We start from the raw sequence: 19,731 nt of genomic DNA on the forward strand, positions 1-19,731 counted from the left end.
AGGAAAAGCCGGAGAATTGATACGTGCGTATAGGGAAGAGGCGTAAACGCGCCGATCTTCCCTTGTGCACATTATTCATGAGCCGCTTTTTGACGCTCTGTTTTTTCCAGAGAAAGCGAGCGCATGTTTTCAATCTCAGCTTCCACCTCGTCTGAATATTGGGAGCGGCTGTATTCTGTGTTTGCCTCAGCTGAAGTGCCGTATTTGACGCGGACTTCCATTTCTTCAATGCGGCTTTCCATTCGAAGGAACTCTCTGTAGGCGCTTTCGCTGTCAATTTTGTCGAAAGAAGCGTTCATATGTTCCTTCGCATTTGCCGCGTTCGCGCGGGCGATGAGCGCCTGTTTTTTATCCTTTACGTCGCGGAGGCGCGTTTCTAAAGTTTCCAGCTGCTCTTTCAGCTCTGCCAGCTGTGTTTTCGCCTGCTCATACGCTTTTTCATGTTCGGCCGCTTTTCCCTCAAGGTATTTCATTTCAGTCAGAGCCTTTTTCGCTAGCTCCTCTTCCCCGGCGTCAAAAGCAAGCTGAGCTTGGTTTTTCCGTTTTGCCGCCGTTTCGGAGGCATCTTCCTGTTTTTTCTTAAACTGATGGACGATCGTGTGCTGTTTGACAATCGTTTGTTTCGCCTTAGCGATGTCACTTTCCATATCACGCACATATTGATTCAGCATGACTTTCGGATTTTCTAATTTATCAAGCCCTTCGTTAACAGATGCGACGAACATATTTCTTATTCTTTTTAAGACCATTTTGTCTTCCTCCTTATTTTTTCTTCAGAAATTCTTCCCATTCAGAGTCAAATCCGGATTGATAGCCCGGTGATGCCGCTTCCGGTTCATACTGGCGGGAAGCGGTGTCTGAGCCGCCCTGCTTCATCATCTTCCACCCGAAATACACCATGGCGCCGGCCAGTCCGATCGCAACGATAAATGGAAGAGAACCGACGAGAATCATAGCTCCGATGACGCCCGCGATGATACCCGATACCGCCCGGCCTTTTGAAAAACGTTTGATTCCCCAGTAAAGCATCAGGCCTCCGATCGCCAGCGGGATGATAAATGCGAAATGGCCTCCTCCGAAAAAGACAGAAAGTCCGAACACAATCAGCAGAAAGCCGCCTGCCGTTTTACCATTTATATTCATGCAGATCCTCCTTTCGTTTTCCTTGTCTTTACTATAAACAAATCCCGCGGCCGGCAAAACGAGTCAGAGATTGATTTTCATATCAGACCGGAGTCGTATAAGCCCCCGGACCTTCGCATAAAAAAACGCCGCTGCACCGGACGGCGCAGGGCGTTTTACGAAAAATCTATATTCTGATGCTCGCTTCTTTTTCTCTGATGAGATCTGAGCGTTCGGCTTTGGCCAGCTTCGTAAAGAACAATATTCCGAGACCGGACAGGACTTCAACGAGACCGCCGGCGGCAATGACTTTTCCGGAACCGAAGGCGTTAGCCGCGTACCCGCAAAGAACCGCGCCGAGCGGAATGGATATGTTTGAGATCATATGGATGACGGCATAGACTTGCGGCTGGTCATCATGGTCCACAGACGTCTGAATAATCGTATATTCCGGCACATTAATCGCGCTGACGGCAGATCCGAACGCAAACGCGGCGAGGAAGACGAGCGGCAGAAAAGTGTTGAGGCCGGTGATGAAAAATGCCGCTCCTTCTATGATTCCCGCTGACACAAACAGGAGACCGTATTTGTTCACCTTCACCTTAGCCAAAATAAAACCCATTAAAAAGGCTCCGCCCGTGCCTGTCGCTTTCAAAAGCGAGTAGATGATCGGCGGCATGTTTAAATCTTCGGCGACATAAACGGCAGAGAGCGCCTCCCACGGAGCGGCCGCAAAATTCATGAAGATACAATAGATGGCGAGCGGGTATAAAATCTGGTGTTTCCTGACAAGAACGAAACCCCGTTTGAGCCTTCCGAAATACGTCCCGCGCTGTCTGACGGCGACTGTATCCTGTTTGGCATGCTGGACTTGGTATGACATAAAGAGTACGAGAAAACCTGATAGAAGATAGAATATAAGAGCGATAAACAAAGAATAAGCGGGACTGATAAATGTTAAGAACACCCCGCTCAGCGTAATGGCGGCAAGCCTGACGATCTGGCCTGATGACTGGATGACCGCATTCGCTTTCTGCAGGCTGTTTTCTCCGACAATATTGGGGATTAACGAGATAGATGCAGGATTATAAGCGGCTCCCGTGGCTGAATGCACAATCATGAGAAGCATGACAAACCATAAAGGAGAAAAACCGTTAAAATAACAGATCGGAATGATCAACACGACCGCCGCGCGCGTGAGGTCGGAGAAATACATCCAGAATTTCAGCGTATGCTGCTTCATAAAAGGCCCGGTAATCGGCGCCAGCATCGCCTCCGGAAGGAACGTGACCGCAATTAACAGGGACGTGCCGATCGCGCCTTCCCCGTCAAAAATCAAAAACCATAGAATGGAATTAAAGGCAAAACCGTCGCCTGACAATTTAACTAGCCTTGAGATAAACAGAAGGGTGAAATTTTTATTCCAGATGCTCTCGCTCTTATTATATGTATCCATCTATCAAATCCCCCATTATTTTACAATGTTTCTTATAATATCTCATTTTTTAATTTTTCAGTCAATAATGCATAAGATACATTTTCCTTCTGTCAATAAAGGTTCAATTGATGGATATCTCTATAAAAAAACAGCCGGCTTGCTGCTGCCGGCTGAACAAAACGTTATTCATCATCACGGAATACCGCGGCGCTTCTTTCATATTCTATATCCTGAACGCCCTGTCTTGCGTTAACCGCTCTTGCCGCCGCGAAAAAATAATCAGACAGGCGGTTCAAGTAACGCATCACCGTATCATTTATCTCTTCTGTTTTGCCCAGTTTCACGACGAGACGCTCAGCCCGTCTCGTGACGGTCCGCGCGATGTGAAGCTGAGCAGCCGCCTTATGCCCGCCCGGAAGAATAAATTTCTCAAGCGGGGGCGCTTCAGCCGTGTAACGGTCTATGCAGTCTTCCAATGCGGAAATAGATGTCTCTCTTAATGTATAGCTTCTATGTTCAGTGACCGTCGCCAAGTCGCCGCCGCAGTCAAACAGCTCATGCTGAATGTTTCGGAGTTCGGCTTTCACATCACCGCAATTCTCACAATCATCAAGCTCCGCAAGCGCAAGCCCGATAAAGCTGTTCAGCTCATCGATCGTCCCGTAGCTTTCAACCCGCAGACTGTCTTTATCCGTTCTGCCGCCGATCAGGCTTGTCTGTCCTTTATCGCCGGTTTTCGTATACAGCTTCATCGTTGTATTCCTCCTTCTTCCGCCGCTTTTACACATGCCGCGGTTCCTCTTCTGACGGCTCTTTCCGCGTGAGGGACGTCCATCGCCTCTCCTGTCTGCAAGGCACAAATGACAATGTCGCCTTTTGCCTGTCTGCCGGAAAGAGCCTGCATTCTCGCTTCAGCCGCTGCCGTTAACAGCCGTACAAATCCCTGTTCCGATAAACGTCCGCTGATCAGCACCCAAACGGTATGCTGCGCAGTCACGGCAATTGTGACCGAATCAAACGTACGGCAGATCAAACCAGCGGCCGCTGAGCCGGAAAGCCGGCGGCTCCACGAAAAGCCCGGGCCGTCAGATGCGGTTGACAACATTCTGAACGGCCGTTCTGTATGAAGCGTTACGGTAGTTCCGCTTTTGTTTATCAGAGAGGCGAACGGAACGCTGACGGGCTCTCTTTCCTCCCGCGCTTCCGGCATGAAAGCGATCAGCGGTTTCGGCGACGATTGCTGGGCAACAGCGCTGACACTGATGCTATAAATGTCTTCAATCGTCTCTTTTTTCAAAGCCTGATCCGGCGTCTGCTTCGGAAAAGCGCGCCCGTCTTTCATCATCAGAAGCTGATCACAATATTGGCCTGCGGCGTTTAGGTCGTGAAAAATACTGATGACCGTCAGGCCTCTTTCTCTCGTCAGCCGCTTCACTGTATCAAGCAGGTCTTTCTGATATTTGAGATCAAGAAAGGTCGTCGGCTCATCCAGACACAGCACCTCAGGCTGCTGAGCCAGCGCCTGCGCCAGATAGACGCGCTGCCGCTCTCCTCCGCTCAGATTGCGGACGGATTGCTGCGCATATCGGTCGATGCCCGTCATTTCCATCGCTTCCCGGACAATGTCTTCGTCATGTTGATCCATCTGTCTGAAGAGTCCTTTTTGATATGGATATCTGCCGAAGGACACTGTTTCCTTAACGGAAAATGTAAAGGCTTGCTCCGTATGCTGCGGCAAAACGGCCATGATTTTCGCAAGCTCCCGCGGCTTGTATCCGCCGACAGGCCTGCCTGCTGCGAGCACCTCGCCTTTTGACGGAGAGAGCATTCCCGTCAGCAATTTCATCAGCGTTGTTTTTCCCGAGCCGTTCGGACCGAGTATGCCGACAAATTCACCTTTTCCAGCGGTAAAGCTGACATCTTCCACAATCATCCGGCCTCCGTACCCGCCGGACAGGCTGCTCACCCTGATCATAAGCGTTTCCCTCCATGATGCTGGCGAAGCAGAATCAAGGCAAACACAGGCGCTCCCGCCAAAGCGGTCATAATGCCGATCGGCAATTCGACAGGCTCAATGACGGTGCGGGAAAACAAATCCGCCAAAATGAGAAACCCGGCACCCGTCAATGCTGACAGCGGCAGTAAATGGCGATGATCCGTTCCCCATAAAAGCCGTGTCACGTGGGGAATGACAAGGCCGACAAATCCGATCGTCCCCGAGACGGCAACCGCTCCTCCCGTCAGCAGAGATCCGGCGGCGATCAGCAGCAGTTTTCTTTTTCCCGTACTGACGCCTAACAGCCTTGCCTTTTCTTCTCCATAAGTCATAATGTTTAATTCTCTGCCATTGATAAGCAGAAGCGCCGTCCCGGCCAGAAAAAAAGGCAGAAACAGCGCGACATAGCCCCAGCCCCTCATTGACACGCTTCCTAACAGCCAGCGGACAATCGGGAGCAGATCATTTCCCGTTAAAGCGATCACAAGCGAAATGAGAGCCCCGAGAAAAGAATTCATGATGATGCCTGTCAAAATGAGCGTCGAAACCGACATCGACGCATGAACGAGGCGACTGAAAAACAGAACCGCCGCCATGACCGCAATGGCTGCGGCGATGCTGACAACCGGTAGTGTGAACCGGCCGATGACGGGAATCTGAATGCCGAAAAACAAGGTGATAACGGCTCCCGCCGAGGCTCCCGAAGATACCCCGAGTGTATAAGGGTCGGCGAGCGGATTTTTCAGAAGTCCCTGAAACGCCGCCCCGGCAATGGATAACGCGGCTCCGACAAGAGCGGCCAGAACGACTCTCGGCAAACGGATATTCATCATAATATTTACATTCATGGGATCAACAGAGGATGTCCGGCCGATCCCGATCCAAAAAACGTCGGATAAAGGAATATGCAGACTGCCGATTGAAATGCCGAGTGCCGTACAAACGGCTAAAAACAGCAGGCTGACCGTGTAGGCCAGCGGGCGGTTACTTTTTAAACGTTTCAGGATAAACGCTTTCTGCAAGCTTCTCGACCCCTTTGACAAGGCGCGGGCCTGAGCGTGTGACAAGGTCGGGATCAACAGAATAGACATCGTGGTGTTTGACCGCATTGACGGCACCCCAGCCGGCGCGTTTTTCCACTTCAGCGGCCTTTACGCCGTCTGTCGTAATGATGACGTCCGGATTCATTTTGACAATCGCTTCATCAGTCAGCTGCACCCAGCCGGTCTGGCTGCCGGCGGCGTTTTTCGCGTGTATATCTTCAAGCATTTCGTTCATAAACGTGCCTTTCCCCGTCGTGTAGCCGTCAGGAGACACTTCGACGAATACTTTCTTTTCGTCTTTTTCAGAAATGGCCGCCGCTTTCTTTTCTATGCCGGAAAGGTCGGATTTCATCGATTTGATCAGCTTATCCGCCTGCTTTTCTTTGCCGGCCGCTTTTCCGATCATGCTGATAGATTTGTACACGTCTTGGAACGATTGCGCATCATTGACCGTTAAGACGGTGATGCCCGCATCTTTCAGTTGCTTCATCGCATCGGCGGAAGCGGACATAGAGGACGCGTGGGCAAGCACGAGATCCGGCTTCAGCGCGATGACTTTTTCAGCGTTCACATTCATATCTCCGACTTTCGGTTTTTTTACCGCTTCTTTCGGATATGTATCATTTGTTGTGACGCCTGCGACCTTATCTCCCAGTCCGAGCGCGTATGTAATTTCCGTATTGCTCGGCATGAGGGAAACGATTTTTTCCGGTGCCTGCTTTATGGTTACTTTTTCGTTCGCGGCATCCTTAATGGTTACCGGGAATGCTTCGGTTGAGACGGCTTTTTGTTTGGCCGCGCTTCCTTCTTCCTGTGCGCCGGAACAGCCGGCGGTCACAAAGGCGGTGACCAAGAGCGCCGCCCAGACGGCAGTGATCTTCTTCATTCTTTTAACTCCCCCTGATTATGGTAAACGATTGTCTCTTTGACATTCGTATCCTTTTTTCGCAGTAATTATACTATAAGTCTTTAAGGCTTGTATATCCGGCCTTTTTGCATGAAAGCAAATTGTTCGTACACACTAAAATTCATCATGTATACTGTTACACAATGGTGTAAAAAGGAGGATTATCATGGAATTACAGCTTGAACGAAAGCTCGTGTTGATTACAGGATCAACTTCCGGGATCGGAAAAGCCGCGGCAAAAAGCTTTTTAGCCGAAGGCGCCGAGGTGATTGTAAACGGAAGAAAAAAAGAAACTGTGGAACGGACGGTTGAGGAGCTTTCCGCTTACGGAACGGTTCACGGTATCGCTGCGGATTTATCGCGTCAGGATGAGGCGGATGACTTGATCAAGCGCGCCGGCGGAATCGGGGAAGTCGATATTCTCGTCAATAATCTCGGTTTTTTTGAAGTAAAGGACTTCGCTGAGGTGTCTGATGACGAATGGACTCGGTATTTTGAAGTGAATGTTATGAGCGCCGTGCGCCTGTGCCGGCGTTTTCTGCCGCAAATGCTCGAAAGAAACAGCGGACGGATTCTGAACATCTCCAGTGAAGCCGGAGTCAAACCGCTTGCGCAAATGATTCCGTATTCAATGACGAAAACGGCGTTAATCAGCCTGTCCCGGGGAATGGCTGAAATGACGAAAGGCACAAATGTCACGGTCAACTCCGTGCTGCCGGGACCGACATGGACCGAAGGCGTCGCTTCTTACATGGAAGGAGCCGCAAAGGCTGCCGGAGAAGACACGGACAGCTTCGTCCGGGATTATTTTAAAGTGAATGAGCCGACATCTTTGATTCAGCGCTATGCAACCCCGGAAGAAGTCGCCAATACGATTGTATTTCTCGCTTCATCAGCGGCTTCTGCTATTAACGGCACCGCACAGCGGGTTGAAGGCGGTATCATCCGCTCCATTTAACACAAAAAAGCCCGGCACAATGGGAACTTCCCCATATGCCAGGGCTTTTTTTTACACCATGCCTGCAAACGGAACCGGCTCCCAGCCGCCCGTCTCAAGCTCTGCTGAAAACAGGCCGCCCGCATGCGGCTGCTCAAGTCTTTCGGCTTCCGTCAATTTTTCCGTCGCGGTCGTAATGTATAACGTGTTTAAGTCTCTGCCCCCGAACGCGCAGCAGGTGACGTATTTCGCCGGAACTTCGATAGATGCAATTTCCTTATGCAAAAACGGGTCAATCCGGACGGCACGGCCGCCTCCGAACAGAGCCACCCACAGCATTCCGTCACGGTCAATGGTCATTCCGTCGGGAGATCCTTGCGATTCCGGAAAGCGGTAGACCGTTTTCGGATCTGATACGGCTCCGGTTTCAGGATCGTATGCATAACAGACAATTTCCTGCGTCGGAGTATCGATATAGTACATCAAGTTTCGGTCCCGATCCCAATCCAAACCGTTCGAGGTGGAGACCTGGTCTTTTATTTTGGCAAGGCTGCCGTCCGTATTCAGACGGTACAGCGAAGCCTCCTCTTCTTTGCCTTCCATGCTCGTCGTTCCCGCCCATAATCTGCCGGACGGGTCGCATTTTGCGTCATTGAAACGGATATCTTCCCGCATGTCTTTCGGCTGCTTCATCTTCGTCAATGTGTCTTCCCGAAGATTGTACAGGTAAAACCCATCTTTCATCGTCATCACCAGCTCTTCCTTTGAATACAAGGCCAGAGCCGTGACAAATGATTTGAATTTAACGGAACGGTTGATTCCGTCAGCCGGAGTGAAGATATGGAGCTGGCTGCCCAGTATATCCACCCAGTACAGGCATTCCTTATCCTTGTCCCATAAAGGGCCTTCTCCGATAACTGCTCTCGTATCTGCTCGTAATGCTGCTTCCATATGTGAACACCTCTTTTGCTTGTCAGTCTTCTATTGTTATTCCCGACAAAGCGGCGTCCAAACTTAATCTTTTTTAAAAAGAATCGTAATCACCGTTCCGGCGCTGATTCTGCTGTTGACATGGATGGTTCCGTTATGAAGGTGTACCAGCTCCTTGGCAATGGCGAGTCCGAGTCCCGTTCCTTCTGACGGGCCTTTCGTATTCGTTCCCCGGTAATAACGGTTAAACAGCTGGTGAATCGTTTCGTCGTCCATTCCTCTTCCGTTATCTTTCACTTTCAGAATGAGCTGTTCGGCTGATTCCTCAAGCACGACCCGAATGGCGGTCCCTTTCTTATTATGCTTAACCGCGTTTGCCAGCAGATTCTCCAGAACACGGCGGAACCACGCTTCATCAATGGCGAAAAGAATGTCTTCCTTTTTGGTTTCAAAGGCGATGTCATAGCCTTCCGAGAACGTGTTTTTCGTGAAATCATTCGTGACGTTTCTGATAAACGGCACGACGTTGATCAGCCGCCGTTCGATCGGGAGGGCCGCGTTTTTGAGACGGTATGTTAAGTTTAAGTCCTCAATCAGCTTGGACATATATTCTGATTTTTCCCGGACGATCTGCCCCATCTCTTTGACTTCTTCCGGGGTCCAGTCATATTGCTTCGATTCAAGCATCATGCTGTAGCCGTAAATCGTGCTCAGCGGGGTTTTTAAGTCATGGCTCAGCCCGGCGATCCATTCTTCCCTTGTCGCCTGGATTTTTTCTCTGTTTTTCTTATCCCGCTTCAGCGTGTCGGTCAGCTGATCCATCGATTCGAAAATCTCGGCGAAAAAGCGGAACGGCTGTTTTGTTTTGCCTTTTTTGTTTTTGCTGACCGGCTGTCCTTTGCGGTTCTTCGGCTCTTCAAGCCGGCCCTTTGATAAATTGACGAGCCATTTGATGGTATGAAACAGCGGCCAGCCGAAACGGAAAGAGTACCAGATGGTCAAGATGCAGATCATAAATACCAGAATTCCGATCAAGAGAAAGAGGGTTTTCATCACATTTCTCAAAAATGATTTGTTAAACTCGTGATCGGGGATGTACACGGGGTTCGGCACCGACGCGACCATCCATTTCGTTTTATCGAGTCTTTTAAAAGAAATTTCCCGTTTGTAATTCCACGGCTTGGAACTGTATTTCAGCAATTCAAGCTCATTGACGGTGTTCCGTTCTTTTTTCGTGCTGTTGATATCCCCGAGCAGTCTGCCGCTGTCTTCGAGAAGGTAGACCGCCCCTTTTTCCCGTTTAATATAATCAACCGTGCTTTTTTTATATTGAGAAAGGGAAGCGAGGGATGGCTCCTGTGATTCGATGTAAGTGAGAAGCTGCTCACTGGCGGATTTCCAGCCGAACAGAATCAAATAGGTCTCATCATTTATCGTGACCGTCCAGTAATTCAGCTTGTAGTTGTCAAAATTCCGGTACTGATAAATGGATAAGAGGTCTTTTCTGCTGTAATGGCTCGGGACGTCTTTCGGCACTCTGTAGGCGTAGTCCGTTTTTTCATTGTCATTAATGATCTGCAGCCAGCCCTTCTGCTTTCTGACCGACATCTTTAAAAATTCATCGACATCCCATGTGCCGTCTTCATTTTTATCAAGCCACGCTTCAAACGAGTCTGCCGTCGCTTTGGTCAGTCCCGCATTGGCTTCCGCTTCGCTGAAACGCCAATCCAAATAGAAGAAAGAAGCGACGGCCAAAACGGACATCAGCAGGATGACAAGCAGCAGCTGTCCGAAAAAGTGGAGCAGAAATTTTCCGCGCATTCTCATGACCGGGTTCCTTTTTCTCCTTGATCGGGAATAAACCGATAGCCGAGGCCGCGCACCGTTACAATATAAGACGGATTGCTGGGGTCTTTTTCAATCTTTTCTCTGAGTTTGCGGATATGCACCATGACGGTGTTGTTGTCGCCGTAAGACGGATATCCCCATACTTTTTCATAGATCTGATCTTTTGAGAGCACCACATCAGGGTGTTCACAGAAATATTGAAGCAATTGCAGAAGCTGTGCGGAGCAGCTGACGGGCTCGCCCCCGACGATCAGCTCGGCGTTTTGCGGCGAATAGGAAAAATGGCTGTATGAATACGTCTTTACCGCCGTTTTCTCTTCGCGCTTATAGGTTCTCTTTAACGTCGCCCTGATCCGCGCCGCCAATTCGAGCGGATTAAACGGCTTTGTTATATAATCGTCAGCTCCCAATGCAAATCCTGACAGCTTATCCGCATCAGAAGAACGGGCAGTCAGAAAAAAGATCGGAGCGTCGGTATAGTTCCGGATTTCGGTGCATGCTTCAAAACCGGACATGCCTTCCATCATCACATCCAGCACAAGCAGATCCGCGGTTTCATGTTTAACAAACTCGATCGCTTCCTCAGCGCTTCCGGCTGTCTTAATGTTGTGATAGCCTTCTTTGACGAGAACGCGTTTGACCATATCAACGATCGCCTTCTCATCGTCTACAATTAAAATTGACGCATTTTCCACCTTGGACGTTCCTTTCTCTTTGTTTTTTTCATCATATCATTATATGGATAAGATTTGGTACCTTTTTAGTGCGGAGGTCTTGCGGGGAAACAGAAAAGAAAAACGAGACGGACATCTCTTCTCGTTTTTCTCACGTTGTCAGAGCGGAATATCAATCATCCCGCCGCTTTTGTCAGGAGCTTTCATTTATAAGATGAAGTATAAATTCCCAAAAACCCGGCACTTCCTGGCATAACAGCATGTCCGCTTTTTCAACTATTTTAATCTTCAATTCTTGTTCAAGATCTTCTCTTTCCTGGTATGATGTATTGCTCAGTTTTTTTTTTATCATTGGCGAAAAACGCGAAATCAAAAGTTCCATTTCGTCGGTATCTGTGTTCTCTTTGTTGAAGTCAAATGGCCCGTTCACTGCTTATTTTCCCCCTTTTTTTGCTTGTCCAGCTGCTTTCTGAGATTATCGAGCCCTTTTTTATGAATATTGGAAATGTTCTGCCGTGATTCACCCAGCGACTCGGCAATCTCCTTCATCGTCGCTCCGTGAAGATAAATATTCGTCAGCACGCTTTTTTGTTTATCGGTTAACGTCTGAAGCGCTTCGTATAAATCACGGTTTTGGACATGCTGGCTCAAATCCCCCTGCTTCCGCAGAAACTCTTCATACGCGTCTTTTCCCATTTCATAGGGAAGCGCTTCACCTCCCTCCGGCTGATCCACCGTCAGCGGATAGCGCTTCTGATTTTTACGGACGCGCTTGTCAAAATCGATGGAGAAAATCCGGATCATAGAGTTCATATATTTGATGATCCGGATTTCCTTATAAAACTGCTTAAAATGGTCGTCCAATGATTTTGCATCCTTCTCGTCTGAATGTTCCAGCACATTTTTAAATTTCTCGTAATGCTTTGGGTCACTTAAAAAATGTTTAACGATCGGATGTTTCATAATTTCCTTGCATTTTGACCGTAAAAGAACTTGATAGTCCATAAAACCGCCCCCTATTTAAATTAAATGAAAGAAAGCAAAAAAAAGTAAACTACTCCTTTCCGACTAAGATTCCGCACTCCTTATGTCCCGGATTTGCCGGAACAAAAAAAAGACCCTCAACCGGGATATCAGGTTTACAGGAGCCGCTCTTTCTTTCACTTATATACATGACTGCAGGTCAAGTCAGGAGGTGGCTGATAATGGATCAGGTTTTTATAGAAGAAACGGTCAGACAGATCGGCAATCTCGGCTTTCCGGCTCTGATTGCCATGTATCTTCTCACACGGTTTGAGAAGAAGTTTGACGCCCTGATCGAACTGATGACGGAACTGAAAGATCAGAAAATGAAAAATTAATTTTCACACGAAGTTGACTTTTCATCGGAACGCATCACTTAACAAAGCAGAAGGGAAAACGAAAGGCCTTTCACATTCTCTTTCTGAAAAAACAAAGCTTGAGAGGAGACGATTTACATGTCAAAAGAAAACAACTGCAATATCCCGCAGCCGATCAGAGGAGACAAAGGAGCGACCGTCACGATTCCGCGCAACCTTGAAAGAGACCGCCAAAATCCGGATATGCTGACGCCGCCGGAAACGGATCACGGCACAGTGGATAATATGAAATTCTCTTTCTCAGATGTGCACAACCGACTGGAAAAGGGCGGATACGCGCGTGAGGTGACCGTTCGCGAGCTGCCGATCTCTGAAAATCTAGCATCTGTCAACATGCGTTTAAAACCGGGCGCCATCCGTGAGCTGCACTGGCATAAAGAAGCGGAATGGGCATATATGCTGACGGGCAAAGCGCGGGTCACGATCGTTGATGAACAGGGACGCAGTTTTATCGATGACGTGAAGGAAGGAGATCTGTGGTACTTCCCGTCAGGCCTGCCGCACTCCATTCAGGCGCTGAAAGAAGGCTGTGAATTCCTCTTGGTTTTTGATGACGGTTCTTTCTCAGAAAACAGCACATTCCAATTAACTGACTGGCTTGCCCACACGCCGCTTGATGTCATCGCCAACAATTTCGGTGTTTCAGAAAAAGACCTCGCCGGCCTGCCCGGGAAAGAAAAATACATCTTTGAAGAGCCTGTTCCCGGCAAGCTGAAAGATGACATTGTGGAAGGACCGAACGGCGAAGTGCCTTACCCGTTCACATACCGCCTGCTGGATGAAGGCCCGACCGCTGAGACGGACGGCGGCAAAGTATATATCGCGGATTCCACAAACTTCAAAGTGTCCAAAACGATCGCTTCAGCGCTTGTCGTGGTCGAACCGGGCGCAATGAGAGAGCTGCACTGGCATCCGAACACGCATGAATGGCAGTATTATATTTCCGGTAAAGGACGGATGACGGTTTTTGCATCGGACGGCCATGCGAGAACATTTAACTATCAGGCCGGGGATGTCGGTTACGTTCCGTTCGCAATGGGCCACTATGTGGAGAATTTGGGAGATGAGCCGCTCGTCTTCCTGGAAATCTTCAAGGATGACCACTATGCCGATGTGTCCCTGAACCAATGGCTTGCCATGCTTCCTGAGAAATTCGTCCAGCAGCATCTGGATCTGGGCAAGGACTTTACGGATATTCTTTCGAAAGAGAAACACCCTGTCGTCAAAAAGAAATGCTGAAGATACATCGACTTGCAGAGTTCCGTCTCTGCAAGTCTCCTCTGTGTGAAAAGGAGCTGAACAGATGATCAATCAAAACGGGACGAAAATGTTTTTTCTTCATGTGCTCCGGTATGCCCTGGCAGCCGCTGCCGTATTATTCGGGTATTTTATCGTGATGATGGCTGTATTTTCATTAGCCGGGACGAGCTACGGATCGATGGCGTACGTCCTGCTTTTTTCCGTGCTTTTTATTTTTCTCGGTTTATGTTTTGAACCGCTTGAGCGGCTGATGATACATAGCTTTACCTTTTTTGGGACGGGCAGGCTGCCTTTTCTCCTTTTAGCCAGCACCGTTCAGCTGCTGTTCCTCTGGATGACCGCGTATACGACGGATAAATTGATTGAAAAGATTTGGCTGTCAACGACGGAGGAGCTGATTGTGGCGGGGGTTTTTTTCGTTTTGGATAAATGCGTCTCCGGACAAAAGGAGCCCCAGGCGCAATAAAAAAACGCAGGCCGGAATGGCTCTGCGTTTTTTTTCATCATACCGTTGCGTTTTCATGCCGGATTAAATCGTAGGTTAAGCAGACCGGTTTGTTCGTGCGCGGATCTTTTACAATCTGTGCGTCAATTTGAAAAACGTCTTCCAATATGCCGGGAGTCATGACTTCCTCCGCCGTTCCTTCCTTGATGACGCGCCCTTTTTTCAGGGCGATCATGTAATGGGAAAAACGGGCGGCATGGTTCAGATCATGAATGACCATTAAGATGGTGCGGCCCTGCTCCTTGTTTAATTTGTCCAACAGCTGCAAAATTTCAAGCTGATGAGCGAGATCTAAATAAGTGGTCGGTTCATCAAGAAGCAGCAGCTCCGTTTCTTGAGCGAGCGCCATGGCGATCCACACACGCTGCCGCTGCCCCCCGGAAAGCGCTTCGATCGGCCGGTCGTAAAATTCGGCCATCCCCGTCTCTTCAAGCGCCCATTTGATCATGTCACGGTCTTTATCACTCAAACGGCCCATTCCGGACTGATGCGGAAACCTGCCGTAAGAAACAAGTTCGTACACCGTCAGCCCGCTCGGCGCTTCAGGCGTCTGCGGAAGAATTGCCATTTCCTTGGCGATGTCCTTCGTGGATTTTTGCATGATTGCCTGTCCGTTTAAATAGACGGCGCCGGATTTCGGTTTCATGATTCTTGACATCGTTTTGAGAACCGTCGATTTTCCGCAGCCGTTCGGACCGATCAGCGTTGTAATTTTTCCTTTCGGTATGGCGATATCCAATTCTTTCGCTATCAAACGGTCGCCATAACCGACAGTAAGCTGTTCAGCCGATAATGAGTTCATCGCGGCAGTCTCCTTCCTCTATTTCGTTTTCATCAGCAAATATACAAAATACGGCGCTCCGAGCACGGAAATCACCAGGCCGACGGGAACTTCGGACGGTGCAAGCACATTTCTCGCCAGCGTATCGGCAAGCAGAAATAAAAATGCGCCGATTAAAGCCGAAACCGGGATAAGCGTCTGGTGGCGCGGGCCGGTAAGCCTTCTGGCCAAATGCGGCGCAATGAGTCCGAGAAAAGCGATTCCGCCGGCTGCCGCAACACATGACGCGGTCAGGGCAACGGCGCACATCAGCAGAACGCGCCGCTCCTTTTCAACCCGGGTGCCAAGCCCCGCCGCCAGCTGATCACCGAGCTGGAGCACATTTAAATACCTGGCTTTATAGAGGCTGAACGGTAAAAGAACCAGCAGCCACGGCAAAATGGACAGCACCATTTTCCAATTGGCGTTCCAAATCGAACCGGAAATCCATACAAGCGCCTGCATGAAATCCCGCGGGTCCATTTTCAGCTGAAAAATCAAGAGAAGCGCATTAAACCCCGCATTGACGCCGATCCCGACCAAAACGAGCCGGACAGGTGAAACGCCTTTTTTCCAAGCCAGCACATAGATGAGCAGCGCAGCCAGAAAAGCCCCCGCCAAAGCGCTCACCGGAAGCAGCCATGTACTGGCCATGCTTAAATCAACAGCTGATCCTTGGAAAAAGAAGATAAACAAAACGACCGCCAAAGACGCCCCGGCGTTAATACCGAGAATGCCCGGCTCCGCCAAGTCATTTTGAGACACGCTTTGAAAAATCGCGCCTGAAACCGCGATTCCGGCGCCGACCAACAATGACAGCACCATGCGCGGCAGTCTGAATTCAAATAAAACGAGCTGATCCCGGGCATCCCCCTGTCCGAAAAAGACACGTAGCGTATCAATAGGCGCAATCCGGATCACACCCATGTTTAAGCTGATAAAAAAGACGATGCATATGAGCAAAAACGTAACGGCCATGACCGCCAGCGGTTTTTTCGATTTTACATTCATTACAGCCCTCTCCTTTCCCTGCGCGCCAAATAAAAGAAAAAGGGAACGCCGATAAGAGCGGTTAAAGCGCCGACCGGTGTTTCAAACGGTGCATTGACGAGTCTTGCGGCAATATCACTGAAGACTAACAGAACGGCGCCGAATACCGCCGAACAGGGAATGATCCACCTGTAATCTACCCCGACTAAAAATCGGGTGATATGCGGAATCACCAAGCCGATAAAAGAAATGGCTCCGGCGACTGAGACTGAAGCCCCCGTCAAGAGGACAACGACAAACATTCCGATTACTTTCACAAGCGATGTGTACTGCCCGAGCCCTTTGGCCAGCTCCTCACCCAAGCTCAGCACTGTCACTGAGCGCGCAATCAGAAATGCCAGCAAAAGTCCGATAACCCCGACCGCCAACAGCAGCTGCACGCCTTCCCATTTCACGGAAGCGACTCCTCCGGCGTACCAGAACTTCACATCCTGGGCGACATCAAAACGGATCGCAATCGCGCTTGAAAGCCCCGTTAAGAAATAGCCGACTGCCGTACCGGCCAGCGCGAGCTTCACCGGTGTCAGACCGCCTTTTGAAAACAGGCCGATGCCAAACACAATAAGCGCTCCGATTCCCGCTCCCGCAAAGGACCACAAAACAAGTCCCGCTGCAGACAGCCCCGGAAAAAAAGCAAATGCCAATGCGATCGCAAATCCTGACCCCGACGTCACGCCCATAATGGAAGGCTCAGCAAGCGGGTTCCGTGTCAGCCCCTGCATAATCGCCCCGGACACAGCTAAAAAAGCCCCGACGAGCGCGGCGGCGGCGGTTCTCGGCAGCCTCAGATCGCGTATGATTTGATGAGATGTATTTTGCGGCTGAAAGTGAAAGAGAGCATCCCACACCGTCCGCAGATGAATATCGGCAGCTCCGATGGAAACAGACAGAGCCGCGCCGATCAATAAAACCGCAATACCGGCACACAGCAGCACAGCCGCCCGGAATGAACGCGCCGTCCACTGGATTTCACTCCCTGATGCTCCTTGAGCCGTCATTGTCTGTTTCTTTTTCAATAGACCCAACACTCGTTCTTCCTTTCTCAAAACAAGAATGGTAATGATAATGATTATCAATGACTTGTTTCAGTATAGCACTTTTATCTTCTCTTTTAATAGACCTAATTTCATATAAAAAAAGAAAGTTTTTCTTAAAAAAGAGCGTGCTTCTCTATGAAAGCAGTGATATAATCACACTGATAATGATTCTCTTTATCACTAATTTTTATGAAAGAAGGAATGTCAGATGTTCCATACATACAAGAAAATCGGCGCAGCGCTGATTGCCATGCTGCTCATCGCCGCTTTGGCCGCATGCGGCAATTCTTCAGACACAAAAGGTTCTTCTGAAAAAGCAGAAACCATCACGTATAAAGCCGAAAACGGCAATATTAAAATTCCGAAGCACCCGAAACGGGTCGTCGTCATGGCTGACGGCTACTACGGCGACTTTAAACAGCTCGGCATCAATGTTGTCGGCGCGCCGCAAAACGTATTTAAAAACCCTTATTACAAAGGGAAAACAAAAGGTGTCACAAACATCGGCGACGGCACGTCCGTTGAAAAAATCATTGACTTAAAGCCGGATTTAATCGTTGTCTGGACGACACAAGGCGCCGATATTGAAAAACTGGAAAAAATCGCGCCGACAATCGCCATTAAATATGACAAGCTCAGCAACATTGATCAATTCAAAGAGTTTGCGAAAATGACAGACACTGAAGATAAAGCAGACAAATGGCTGGCTGAATGGGATAAGAAAACCGCTGCCGCTAAAACAAAGGTTCAAAAAGCGGTCGGCTCAAAAACCATCTCCATCATGCAGACAAACGGAAAAGACATCTATGTATTCGGTAAAGACTTCGGCCGCGGCGGAAGCATCATTTATGATAAACTCGGGCTGAAGGCCACAAAACTGACGCAAGAAAAAGCCATTAATCAAGGGCCGGGCTACGCCAGCATTTCACTCGAGAAACTGCCTGACTTCGCGGGAGACTACATCTTTATGGGGCCATGGCAGGCCGGCGGTGACGACAAAGGCGTGCTTGACAGCTCAATCTGGAAGAACCTCGATGCCGTCAAACAAAACCATGTCTACCGCATTGATCCGATCGGCTTCTATTTCTCAGACCCGATCTCACTTGAAGGCCAGCTCGACTACATCACAAAAAGCTTAACGAAGTAACCCCGAAGCCGCTGTCACAGCGGCTTTTTATTACGCTTTACACTTGACCGTTTTTTCAGCGGACGCACTGACCATTTAACCGCATTCGAGGCCATTCATTATATACACGCCGTCAAAACGTAACCCGCCGCCGCAAACAAAAAAGACATCTCACAGACGTGAGATGTCTTTTTGTCATACCGATTGTCTGTTGTTTGCAAATTTCTTTGAGACGAAAGGGTATAACAGCAAACCGACGAAGAACAGCCCGATACCGAGAATAAAGGTCGTTAAATCGGCCGTTCCGGTAATAATGACGTAAAAAGAATAAATGCAGGCAAGGATGGCGATGATACCGTCTCTTACTCTTGAACCCTTTATCTCGTCATACGTTTCACCCGTAAAAATGAGCTTCAGGCTGTAAAACGCTGATACGAGATACGGAATCAGATAAGCGAGCGTCGCCGCCGTCGTTAAAAACGTAAATGCGTCACTGATCGTCCGGGAAATAACTGAAAAGATAAAGATCTGTGACATCACGTTCGTTACGATTAACGACACAACCGGGCTTCCCTGTTTATTCGTTTTTGCAAAAGCAGCCGGAAAGTCTCCTGATTTCGCCGCTTGATACGGAACTTCAGAGCCGAGAAGAATCCAGCCGAGCATCGTTCCGAACAGACACAAAATCGCCAAAATCGCCATGATGACGCTTCCCGCATTGCCGACGATCGCGTACAATACGTCAACAAACGGTTTTTCCGAGCCGACAAGCTTACCATGCGGAAGCACGCCCATCGTAATCAATGTTACGATGATATAGATGCCAAGCGCGATCAATAATCCGGTAATAGTGGCGCGTTTCACGTCGCGCTGCGAACGGGCGCGCCCGGATAAGATGACTGCCGATTCAATTCCGACGAACGCCCATAATGTTGAAATCGCCGCATTGTGGATCTGTCCGCCGATTCCCTCAACTGTGTGAGGACCTGTTTGAACCGGAAAATAAAAATGATCGAAAAACGACGTTTGAAACACAAATAAACCTGCAATGATAAAGAAGATAAATCCTAATACTTTTGAAAACGTCGTGACGAAATTTAATTTACTCGCACCGTTAATGCTGGTGACGAGAATCGTGTGAGTGCCCCATAATAAAACCGTACATACGGCAAACGTCAGCAGCTGGCCGAGCGTAACCGCCTGACCGCCGATCGAAAACATTTCACGCTTATCCGTTAAAATCGGGAAAAATGATGTTAAATATCCGGCAAGGCTCGTGATGATCGCCACGTTGCTGATCCAGCTCGCCACCCAGTAGCCCCACACCATCGTGAAGCCCGCTGCATTCCCTTTTTTCCGATCGCTGAACAGCGCACGCGCATAGCTTTGCGGTCCCGCCGTCAGCTCAGGCTTGCGGATGGATAAGTGGCCGAAGACCAGCGCGATCATTAACACACCGGCTCCCGTTAAAAGCCATGCCGATGTGGCGCCGAACGGGCTCGCGATTTTTGCGAGCGAACTCGGAAGCGAAAAGATGCCCGAGCCTACCATATTTCCTACGACAAACGCCGTTAATAACCAAAAACCCCATTTTTTCGTCTGTTCCATTCCTGTACCTCCTGGTTGTTCATTCGTACG

Annotated in this window: 21 protein-coding genes; 5 read left to right on the top strand and 16 right to left on the bottom strand. The window is 49.2% G+C overall.

Annotated features, from left to right (window positions below):
• Window positions 1-71 precede the first annotated feature (71 nt).
• From liaH to MY7_RS14040, 7 genes are all read right to left on the bottom strand, one after another.
• The gene (liaH, locus tag MY7_RS14010) at window positions 72-749 is read right to left on the bottom strand and encodes a stress responsive protein LiaH (protein WP_007613678.1); all 678 of its coding nucleotides are present in this window, start codon (window positions 747-749) and stop codon (window positions 72-74) included.
• 13 nt (window positions 750-762) lie between these two features.
• A complete protein-coding gene (locus MY7_RS14015) occupies window positions 763-1,143 on the bottom strand; it encodes a protein liaI (RefSeq protein WP_007410056.1) in 381 nt (126 codons plus the stop codon).
• A 166-nt stretch (window positions 1,144-1,309) separates the two neighbouring features.
• A complete protein-coding gene (locus MY7_RS14020; RefSeq protein ID WP_007613685.1) occupies window positions 1,310-2,578 on the bottom strand; it encodes an MFS transporter in 1,269 nt (422 codons plus the stop codon).
• 164 nt (window positions 2,579-2,742) lie between these two features.
• A complete protein-coding gene (locus tag MY7_RS14025) occupies window positions 2,743-3,312 on the bottom strand; it encodes a cob(I)yrinic acid a,c-diamide adenosyltransferase (protein ID WP_007613687.1) in 570 nt (189 codons plus the stop codon).
• A complete protein-coding gene (locus MY7_RS14030) occupies window positions 3,309-4,535 on the bottom strand; it encodes an ABC transporter ATP-binding protein (RefSeq protein WP_007613689.1) in 1,227 nt (408 codons plus the stop codon). Before MY7_RS14030 ends, MY7_RS14025 begins: the two co-directional genes overlap by 4 nt.
• A complete protein-coding gene (locus MY7_RS14035; protein WP_029325842.1) occupies window positions 4,532-5,578 on the bottom strand; it encodes a FecCD family ABC transporter permease in 1,047 nt (348 codons plus the stop codon). The genes MY7_RS14030 and MY7_RS14035 overlap by 4 nt, the downstream gene beginning before the upstream one ends.
• Window positions 5,541-6,485, bottom strand: coding sequence for an ABC transporter substrate-binding protein (locus tag MY7_RS14040; protein WP_007613696.1), 945 nt, complete (start codon window positions 6,483-6,485; stop codon window positions 5,541-5,543). The genes MY7_RS14035 and MY7_RS14040 overlap by 38 nt, the downstream gene beginning before the upstream one ends.
• Before the next feature lie 187 nt (window positions 6,486-6,672).
• Between MY7_RS14040 and MY7_RS14045 the strand changes: the two genes are divergently transcribed.
• Window positions 6,673-7,464 (top strand): SDR family NAD(P)-dependent oxidoreductase, encoded by a 792-nt coding sequence (locus MY7_RS14045; protein WP_003151783.1) that lies wholly within the window; start codon window positions 6,673-6,675, stop codon window positions 7,462-7,464.
• A gap of 51 nt (window positions 7,465-7,515) precedes the next feature.
• Here MY7_RS14045 and MY7_RS14050 read toward each other — a convergent pair whose 3' ends face one another.
• The 5 genes from MY7_RS14050 to MY7_RS14070 all read right to left on the bottom strand — a co-directional run bounded on the left by MY7_RS14050 (window position 7,516) and on the right by MY7_RS14070 (window position 11,858).
• Entirely contained in the window at window positions 7,516-8,394 is an 879-nt protein-coding gene (locus tag MY7_RS14050) for an SMP-30/gluconolactonase/LRE family protein (protein WP_007613698.1), read from the bottom strand.
• 63 nt (window positions 8,395-8,457) lie between these two features.
• A complete protein-coding gene (locus MY7_RS14055) occupies window positions 8,458-10,200 on the bottom strand; it encodes a HAMP domain-containing sensor histidine kinase (protein WP_007613700.1) in 1,743 nt (580 codons plus the stop codon).
• Window positions 10,197-10,916 carry a response regulator transcription factor gene (locus MY7_RS14060; RefSeq protein WP_003151779.1) on the bottom strand — a complete coding sequence of 240 codons (720 nt, stop codon included), beginning with the start codon at window positions 10,914-10,916 and terminating at the stop codon, window positions 10,197-10,199. Before MY7_RS14060 ends, MY7_RS14055 begins: the two co-directional genes overlap by 4 nt.
• 172 nt (window positions 10,917-11,088) lie before the next feature.
• Window positions 11,089-11,325: a sigma-O factor regulator RsoA gene (gene rsoA, locus MY7_RS14065; protein WP_003151778.1), complete on the bottom strand. Its 237-nt coding sequence runs from the start codon at window positions 11,323-11,325 to the stop codon at window positions 11,089-11,091.
• Window positions 11,322-11,858, bottom strand: coding sequence for a sigma-70 family RNA polymerase sigma factor (locus tag MY7_RS14070; RefSeq protein WP_108655020.1), 537 nt, complete (start codon window positions 11,856-11,858; stop codon window positions 11,322-11,324). The genes rsoA and MY7_RS14070 overlap by 4 nt, the downstream gene beginning before the upstream one ends.
• 242 nt (window positions 11,859-12,100) lie before the next feature.
• Here MY7_RS14070 and MY7_RS19340 point away from each other — a divergent pair, with 242 nt between their 5' ends.
• The 3 genes from MY7_RS19340 to MY7_RS14080 all read left to right on the top strand — a co-directional run bounded on the left by MY7_RS19340 (window position 12,101) and on the right by MY7_RS14080 (window position 14,021).
• Window positions 12,101-12,256 (top strand): YvrJ family protein, encoded by a 156-nt coding sequence (locus MY7_RS19340; RefSeq protein WP_014418860.1) that lies wholly within the window; start codon window positions 12,101-12,103, stop codon window positions 12,254-12,256.
• Window positions 12,257-12,373: 117 nt separating this feature from the next.
• Window positions 12,374-13,534 (top strand): oxalate decarboxylase family bicupin, encoded by a 1,161-nt coding sequence (locus tag MY7_RS14075; RefSeq protein ID WP_007613711.1) that lies wholly within the window; start codon window positions 12,374-12,376, stop codon window positions 13,532-13,534.
• Between the two features lie 64 nt (window positions 13,535-13,598).
• Window positions 13,599-14,021, top strand: a complete 423-nt coding sequence (locus MY7_RS14080) for a YrvL family regulatory protein (protein WP_007613713.1) — start codon at window positions 13,599-13,601, stop codon at window positions 14,019-14,021.
• A 37-nt stretch (window positions 14,022-14,058) separates the two neighbouring features.
• On the opposite strand, the gene MY7_RS14085 is transcribed toward MY7_RS14080, so the two are convergent.
• The 3 genes from MY7_RS14085 to MY7_RS14095 are packed head-to-tail and all read right to left on the bottom strand — an operon-like array spanning window position 14,059 to window position 16,928.
• Entirely contained in the window at window positions 14,059-14,862 is an 804-nt protein-coding gene (locus MY7_RS14085) for an ABC transporter ATP-binding protein (protein WP_007613715.1), read from the bottom strand.
• Between the two features lie 18 nt (window positions 14,863-14,880).
• Window positions 14,881-15,891: a FecCD family ABC transporter permease gene (locus MY7_RS14090; RefSeq protein ID WP_007613717.1), complete on the bottom strand. Its 1,011-nt coding sequence runs from the start codon at window positions 15,889-15,891 to the stop codon at window positions 14,881-14,883.
• Window positions 15,891-16,928, bottom strand: coding sequence for a FecCD family ABC transporter permease (locus tag MY7_RS14095; RefSeq protein WP_029973587.1), 1,038 nt, complete (start codon window positions 16,926-16,928; stop codon window positions 15,891-15,893). The genes MY7_RS14090 and MY7_RS14095 overlap by 1 nt, the downstream gene beginning before the upstream one ends.
• A 247-nt stretch (window positions 16,929-17,175) precedes the next feature.
• On the opposite strand from MY7_RS14095, the gene MY7_RS14100 reads away from it, so the two are divergent.
• Window positions 17,176-18,114, top strand: coding sequence for an iron-hydroxamate ABC transporter substrate-binding protein (locus tag MY7_RS14100; RefSeq protein WP_007613720.1), 939 nt, complete (start codon window positions 17,176-17,178; stop codon window positions 18,112-18,114).
• 174 nt (window positions 18,115-18,288) lie between these two features.
• On the opposite strand, the gene MY7_RS14105 is transcribed toward MY7_RS14100, so the two are convergent.
• Window positions 18,289-19,701: an amino acid permease gene (locus MY7_RS14105; protein ID WP_007613722.1), complete on the bottom strand. Its 1,413-nt coding sequence runs from the start codon at window positions 19,699-19,701 to the stop codon at window positions 18,289-18,291.
• Window positions 19,702-19,731: the final 30 nt, after the last annotated feature.

This window comes from Bacillus sp. 5B6 (genome assembly GCF_000259405.1).
Taxonomy (GTDB): domain Bacteria; phylum Bacillota; class Bacilli; order Bacillales; family Bacillaceae; genus Bacillus; species Bacillus velezensis.